Annotated in this window: 7 protein-coding genes; 3 read left to right on the top strand and 4 right to left on the bottom strand. The window is 63.3% G+C overall.

Annotated features, from left to right (window positions below):
- Positions 1-65: 65 nt before the first annotated feature.
- Positions 66-2087: a transketolase gene (gene tkt / locus P0D96_RS43790; RefSeq protein WP_408320241.1), complete on the bottom strand. Its 2022-nt coding sequence runs from the start codon at positions 2085-2087 to the stop codon at positions 66-68.
- A 279-nt stretch (positions 2088-2366) separates the two neighbouring features.
- Here tkt and speE point away from each other — a divergent pair, with 279 nt between their 5' ends.
- The 3 genes from speE to P0D96_RS43805 all read left to right on the top strand — a co-directional run bounded on the left by speE (position 2367) and on the right by P0D96_RS43805 (position 4526).
- Positions 2367-3239, top strand: coding sequence for a polyamine aminopropyltransferase (gene speE / locus P0D96_RS43795; RefSeq protein ID WP_408182855.1), 873 nt, complete (start codon positions 2367-2369; stop codon positions 3237-3239).
- Between the two features lie 113 nt (positions 3240-3352).
- Entirely contained in the window at positions 3353-3766 is a 414-nt protein-coding gene (locus tag P0D96_RS43800) for a VOC family protein (RefSeq protein ID WP_132373053.1), read from the top strand.
- Between the two features lie 19 nt (positions 3767-3785).
- Entirely contained in the window at positions 3786-4526 is a 741-nt protein-coding gene (locus P0D96_RS43805; protein WP_132376806.1) for a 16S rRNA (uracil(1498)-N(3))-methyltransferase, read from the top strand.
- A 133-nt stretch (positions 4527-4659) separates the two neighbouring features.
- On the opposite strand, the gene P0D96_RS43810 is transcribed toward P0D96_RS43805, so the two are convergent.
- The 3 genes from P0D96_RS43810 to P0D96_RS43820 form a co-directional block, all read right to left on the bottom strand.
- Positions 4660-5220: a barstar family protein gene (locus P0D96_RS43810; protein WP_132373051.1), complete on the bottom strand. Its 561-nt coding sequence runs from the start codon at positions 5218-5220 to the stop codon at positions 4660-4662.
- 16 nt (positions 5221-5236) lie between these two features.
- On the bottom strand, positions 5237-5653 hold the full coding sequence (locus tag P0D96_RS43815; RefSeq protein ID WP_408182853.1) for a ribonuclease: 417 nt from the start codon (positions 5651-5653) through the stop codon (positions 5237-5239).
- Between the two features lie 444 nt (positions 5654-6097).
- Positions 6098-6398, bottom strand: a 301-nt coding sequence (locus P0D96_RS43820; RefSeq protein ID WP_408247704.1) for a phosphate acyltransferase, incomplete at its 5' end; no start/stop codon positions are given.

Raw genomic sequence — 6398 nt, forward strand, 5'->3', positions numbered from 1 at the left:
CCAGGTTCGTCTGACTGACCGCGTTGCCGCGCGTTCGCACGCAAGCGGCAACGCTTGATCGAAAATCAGCCGAGTGCGGCTTTTGCCGTCTCTACCACGTGCTCGACAGTGAAGCCGAAATGCTTGAACAGCACGCCCGCCGGGGCCGACTCGCCGAACGTGTCGATGCCGACCACGCCGCCTTCCAGACCCACGTACTTGCGCCAGAAATCCGTCACACCCGCTTCGATCGCGACACGGCGCACGCCATGCGGCAGCACGCGTTCGCGGTACTCGGCGTCCTGCTTGTCGAACACGGTGGTCGACGGCATGGACACGACGCGCGCCGCGATGCCTTCGCGCGCCAGCGGCTCGATCGCGTTCAATGCCAGTTCGACTTCCGAGCCGGTGGCGATCAGGATGATCTTGCGCGCGACGATTTCGTCGTTCCAGTCGCGCAGCACGTAGCCGCCCTTCTCGATGTTGGCGATCTGCGCGTCGGTACGCTCCGAGAACGGCAGGTTCTGGCGGCTGAAGATCAGGCACGACGGGCCGTGGTGTTCGACCGCGTGGGTCCAGGCCACCGCAGTCTCCACGGTATCAGCCGGACGCCACACTTGCAGGTGCGGAATCAGACGCAAGCTTGCAACGTGTTCGATCGACTGGTGGGTCGGGCCGTCTTCGCCGAGACCGATCGAGTCGTGCGTGAACACGAAGATCGACGGCGCTTTCATCAGCGCGGCGACGCGCAGCGCGTTGCGGCTGTAATCCGAGAACGTCAGGAACGTGCCGCCGAACGCCTTGAAGCCGCCATGCAGCGCCATGCCATTGATCGCGGCGCTCATGCCGAATTCGCGCACGCCGTAGTTGACGTAGTTGCCGGCGGCGTGGCCTTCCGCGTTCACACGCACGGGCTTGGCAGCCTTCCAGTTGGTCAGGTTCGAGCCGGTCAGGTCGGCGGAGCCGCCGAGCAGTTCCGGCAACACGGCCGACAAAGCTTCGATAGCCTGCTGCGACGCCTTGCGCGTCGCGACGGTTTCCGCGCGCTCGTTCGCGCCGGCGATGATCGCCTCGGCCTTTTCCTTCCAGTCGGCGGGCAATTGCTTCGCGTCGCGACGCTTGAATTCAGCGGCTTCCTGCGGGTATTTGGCTGCGTACGCGGCGAACGCCTTGTCCCACTCGGATTCGTTGCGTGCGCCGGCTTCTTTCGCGTCCCATGCTGCGTAGACTTCTTGCGGGATGACGAACGGTTCCCACTTCCAGCCGATCTTTTCGCGCGTGGCCGCGACTTCCTTGTCTCCGAGCGCCGCGCCGTGCGAATCGTGGCTGCCGGCCTTGTTCGGCGAGCCTTCGCCGATCACCGTCTTGCAGCAGATCAGCGTGGGCTTGTCGGATTGCTTGGCTTGCTTGATCGCCGCGTCCACTGCCTCGACGTCGTGGCCGACCACGTTCGGGATCACGTTCCAGCCATACGCTTCAAAGCGCTTCGGCGTGTCGTCGTGGAACCAGTGCACCACTTCGCCGTCGATCGAGATGCCGTTGTCGTCGTAGAACGCAATCAGCTTGTTCAGCTTCAGCACGCCCGCCAGCGAGCAGGCTTCGTGCGAGATGCCTTCCATCAGGCAGCCGTCGCCGACGAACACATAAGTGTGGTGGTCGACGATCTTTGCGTCAGGCTTGTTGAATTCGGTAGCGAGCAGCGATTCCGCGAGCGCCATGCCGACCGCATTCGCCAGACCCTGGCCGAGCGGGCCGGTGGTCGTCTCGACGCCCGGCGTGATGCCGTATTCCGGGTGGCCCGGCGTCTTCGAATGCATCTGGCGGAAGTTCTTCAGCTCGTCGATCGGCAGATCGTAGCCGGTGAGGTGCAGCAGCGAGTACAGCAGCATCGAGCCGTGACCGTTCGACAGCACGAAGCGGTCGCGATCGGCCCATTGCGGGTTCTTCGGATTGTGACGCAGATGACGCGACCACAAAGCCACGCCGATTTCGGCCATGCCCATCGGCATGCCGGGGTGGCCGGAATTCGCTTTTTGGACGGCGTCCATGGACAACGCGCGGATTGCGTTGGCCATCAAGGAGGTGTGTGCGGGAGACGGGGTCGTCATGTCGAGTCCGGAGACAGAGTCAGAAAGCGGTGCGCGCTTGAGGCCCGGATGCTCGAATGCCGGTTCACTTCGGCGCACGATGCGGCGCCAGTAGACGCGAAACGGGCAGAGCAAACGGACAAGGCTGAAAGCGTGACATTCTAACAGATCGTTGCCCGCGCCCCGCTCCGAAAGCCGTCTGGCCGTGTGGCTCGACGCGCCCGCCGCGGCCACGCCGCGCTCCGGCCTTTACAATTGCACAACCAGAACCTACCGCGCTCCGGACGGAGCCCGCCATCCGTGAGCGCTCCGCTGCTGTTCCAACCGAGTCCCGACGCCGTCTACGGATTTCCGCACGCGAAACGGCTGGCGCGCGTCGATTCGCCATATCAGCGGATCGAGGTCTGGGACACGCCGCAGCTCGGACGGCTCTTCACACTCGACGGCCGTCCGATGACGTCCACCGGCGATGAGTTCATCTATCACGAATGCATGGTGCATCCGACCGCGCTGGCGCATCCGGCGCCGCGCGCGGCGCTGGTGCTGGGCGGCGGCGACGGCGGCGCCGCGCGGCAATTGCTGAAGCACGCGGGCATCGGACGGATTGTGGTGGCGGAGCTGGACACGCAAGTCGTACGTCTGACGCGCGAGCATCTGCCCGAGGTGCACGGCGGCGCATTCGACGATCTGCGCGTCGAGTTGGTGATCGGCGACGCTGCGCAGTACGTCGAGGCCGCCGCGCCGGCACAGTTCGATCTCGTGGTGTTCGACCTGACGCCGCCGGATTCACCCGCCGCCGGTCTTTACACGCAAGCGTTCTATCAGCAGCTCAAGCGGGTCATGAGCCCGATTGCGGCACTCTCCGTGCACCTCGGCTCGCCGTATTTCCATGCCGAACGCGTCGCGCGCCTGCTCGACGATTTGCGCGCGGCATTCGTGGTCGTCCGCACCATGAGCACTTTCGTACCGCTGTACGGCTCGCTCTGGATGATGGCGACCGCCAGCGACACGCTCGATCCCGCCGCGCTCACCGTCGATGCGCTCACGGAACGCCTCGCCGCGCGCGGAATCGACACCCTGATGCATTACAACGCGGTCATGCACGCCGGACTGTTCTCGGCATCCAGTTCAGTGCGCGATAAACTAAGTCAATTCTTAAAGCCAGCAAGCTAACGCATGGGCAAAATGCACGACTCCGTCGGATTGCGCTATGGGCGTATCGATATGCAAACTTCCGCCTGGACTCGCAGCATGTGCCCCGCCAACCTCATGATCCGGAGAATCCCATGACCGCCTCCCGCCCAGCCGGTGTGCCCTGGTTGACCCCCTATCTGACGGTGCGCGACGCAAGTGCCGCGTCCGCGTTCTTCTCAGCGGCGTTCGGCTTCGAAGTGCGTGACAGTGTCCAGGACGACGGTGTCGTCATGCATGTCGAGATGACCTATCAAGGCCAGTTGATCGTGATGTTCGCTCCGGAAGGCGCGTTCGGCTCGGCGGCGAAAACACCCAAAAGCGCGGGCGCGATCGCACCGCAATCGTTCTATGTCTATGTCGACGATGTCGACGCGATTTACGCGCGGGCGCTGGCCGCCGGCGCAAAATCGCTGAGCGAGCCACAGGATCAGTTCTGGGGCGACCGCTTCGCCCAGGTCGAAGATCTGGACGGCTACCGCTGGGCGCTCGCTCGCCACCTTTCGTGAACCAATGAGTATTTTTCTGATGCCACGCTTTTTCGTCGATAAGCCTCTCCAGCCCGACGACGTCATGCCGCTTCCCGATGACGTCGTTCGGCATGTGCTCGTGCTGCGTCTGCAGCCAGGCGATTCGATCGTCCTTTTCAACGGCGAAGGCGGCGAATACAGCGCTGAACTCGTCGAAGTCGAAAGGCGCTCGGCCATGGTAAAAATCCGCGAATTCCGCAATATCGAAGTCGAGGCGCCGTATCGGCTCACGCTCGCGCAGGGCATTGCCGGCGGCGACAAGATGGACTGGCTGATCGAGAAAGCCGTCGAACTGGGCGCGTCCAGCTTCGTGCCGTTGACCACTACGCGCAGCGTCGTGCGTCTGACCGGCGAACGCGCGCAGCGGCGCCATGCGCACTGGCAGGGCATCGTGCGGGCGTCGTGCGAGCAGTGCGGGCGCAATCGCCTGCCGGAAGTGATGCCGGTGCGCGAAATCGCCACGTGGCTCGGTACCATGCCGCGTACGCCCGAGGAAGGCGACTTGCGCATTCTGCTTTCTCCGCGCGCCAGCATCAGCTTTTCCGCCCTGCCCGCCGAGCCGCCGAAAGGACGCGTGACGGTGCTGGTGGGCCCGGAAGGCGGGTTTTCCGCTACCGAGGAAGCGGCCGCTACTGATTACGGTTTCACCGCCGTCGGCCTCGGCCCGCGCGTGATGCGCACAGAAACTGCCGGCATCGCCGTTCTCTCGGCGCTGGCGGCCGGCTGGGGCGGCTGGTAAGCCGCTTGCGTGGCGCGCCGATCGCCTTGGATCGCCTTGGTTAAGGGCGGCAAGTCACGTCGCCCGCAGCATCAAAAGCAAAAGGCCCGCCGATTGGCGGGCCTTTCTTCTGCTTAGCCTAAACAGGCAACGTTCAAGCAAACGAGTAAAACACCCGGAACGCCACCTTCCGCTCGGCCCAGAACTCCGCGGCCTCGCGGAACACGTCTAGCAGTGTCTCGCGGCCTTCCTTGTCGAACTTCTGCGCGACCGGCAACTGCTCGAGCACGATCACAAAGCCCGGCTGCGCGCCCGCCTTCTGAACCAGATCGGTCAGGCAGTCGTACAGCGCGTCGTAATTCTTGCCGAAATGTTTCGGAAACAGGAACGACGTCGCGATGGTTTCGAGCACTTCCTGTTTGGACTGCGCATTGGCGCAATACGCATAGAGAAAATGCTGGCCAAGCTGGTTGGCCTCGTCGGCGAGATCCTGCACGCGGAACGCGCGGATCGACTGTACGATGTTCGGTCGTACGGTCTTGAAAAGACTCATGGGCTCCTCGTTCGATGAAACCACAGTGCCTGCTTCGCTCTGGTTCTCGCGGCCCTGATCGCCGGCGCGCATCTGCATGACGCGTTGGAACAAATTGCCGTCGCCGGCCGCGAAAAGATCCGTCGCGACTCCGGAGTCGTGCGCGTAGACGTTGTCGCTCATGCCGTTCATCCCGATGTCATTCAACAATACGATTAAAACTGGTGTAGTGGTCGTCCGAGTAGTAACAACTGTCGGTTCGCTTCAGCGGACCTCCGCAGACGATGCGACGCGCCCCGCGATTACGTGAGCGAGGCGTGGGAACGGTGTATTCGTGGTAATAGCCGCGCCGATGGGCCGGCAGCAACCGTTCGCGATTGCCGAATACGATGCCGTCCTTCTCATACGGGTAAGGCCCGCCCGCGGCAATCAAGTTCAATGTATTGACCGCTTCATGTGGCAACTGCGCCAGCGCGACGGTGCCCTGCAACTGCGCGTCCGCCTCGGCGGATGCCGTGGAGTCGCGCGCGAACGCGCCAGGCACGGGGCCGGATAAAGCGCACAGCGTAACAGCACCGATCAGCACGCCTTTCATGCGTTGCCACTTGCGTGCCATGTATCAAGGTTCCCCGCTGTTAGCTCACGAGTTTGACGACCATGAAAGTCGTAAGGGTATCGCTAATGGCCCCCGGAATCAACGTTCGCCGGGCGGCCGACATCCTCCGATCAGGCGCGAAAGGGCCACCGGCGCGGCTTTGACGACTTTTGACAGAATGTTTAGCTTAGTCAAGCTAAACTTAGCTCAACGGTGCGAATCGAGGGAAGGCAGGCAAGTGGGGAGCGGACGGCAGGCCGCTTTGCATGAGTCAGCAGACACCTTGATTCCCCGTGGCAAGGGTCTTGAGCCCTTGAACGCTCTTGAAGGCGGAATCTTGTATGACTTGCCGTTTTTTGGGTGGCATTCCCCTGTGCACCCTGAGGCGTGCCCGTTGCGGGCACGCCTTTTTTTTGCATGGCGCGCGGTCTTCAAACCGGCGCCATGCTTCGACCGGATCGCGGATTAACGGGCCGCGATCACATCCGCCACCAGCAGCGCCGTCATGTTGACGATCCGGCGCACCGTCGCCGAGGCCGTCAGCACGTGCACCGGCTTGGCCGCGCCCAGCAGCATCGGACCAATCGCGATGTTGTTGCCCGCGGCCGTCTTCAGCAGGTTGTACGAGATGTTGGCCGCGTCGATGTTCGGCAGCACGAGCAGGTTCGCGTCGCCTTCGAGCGTCGAGTCGGGCATCACTTCGCGGCGCAGATTCGCGTCGAGCGCGATGTCGCCGTGCATTTCACCGTCCACGTGCAGGTCCGGT

This window comes from Paraburkholderia sp. RL17-347-BIC-D (genome assembly GCF_046027915.1).
Lineage (GTDB): Bacteria > Pseudomonadota > Gammaproteobacteria > Burkholderiales > Burkholderiaceae > Paraburkholderia.